A 563-nucleotide genomic window follows, 5' to 3' on the forward strand; every position below is an offset into this window, starting at 1 on the left:
CCAGGCCCGCTGCCCGCAGTTTCGCCAGGTGCGCGCTCACGCCCTGCGCGGACAGCCGTGCTTCGGCGGCCAGCACGGACGCCGCCAGCGCCCGGCCGTCGGCGAGGGCGAGCAGCACCCGGACCCGCGCCGGGTCCGCGAACAACGCGGCGGTGCGGGCGATGTCGGCGTCCCCTTCCACGCCTCCAGGATGCCCCCGGGACGCTTCCACCGCGACGGAAGCGTCCGCGCGGTGCACTGGACGCATGCTCCTGTTCACCATGTGCGCCGGGATGTTCCTGGTGCAGCTGGACGTCACGGTCGTCAACGTCGCCCTGCCCACGCTGGGCACGGACCTGCACGCGGATCTCGCGGCGCAGCAGTGGGTGGTCGACGGCTACACCGTCGTCCTGGCCGCGTTCCTGCTCACCGGCGGTGCCCTCGGCGACGTCTTCGGCCACCGCCGGGTCGTCCTCACCGGCTTCGGGCTCTTCGGCGCGGCGTCGGCCGCGTGCGGGCTCGCGGCCACGGCACCGGTCCTCGTCGCCGCCCGCGCCGGACAGGGCCTGGGCGCGGCGTTGCTG

2 protein-coding genes are annotated in these 563 nt (G+C 75.5%); one reads left to right on the forward strand and one right to left on the reverse strand.

The annotated features are described in order from the left end of the window. On the reverse strand, positions 1–181 hold a 181-nt coding region (locus G3I65_RS03025), incomplete at its 3' end, for a helix-turn-helix transcriptional regulator (protein WP_160694512.1). Between the two features lie 64 nt (positions 182–245). Between G3I65_RS03025 and G3I65_RS03030 the strand changes: the two genes are divergently transcribed. Further along, positions 246–563, forward strand: a 318-nt coding sequence (locus G3I65_RS03030; protein ID WP_160694514.1) for an MFS transporter, incomplete at its 3' end; no start/stop codon positions are given.

The organism is Amycolatopsis sp. SID8362, from assembly GCF_010550475.1.
Lineage (GTDB): Bacteria > Actinomycetota > Actinomycetes > Mycobacteriales > Pseudonocardiaceae > Amycolatopsis > Amycolatopsis eburnea.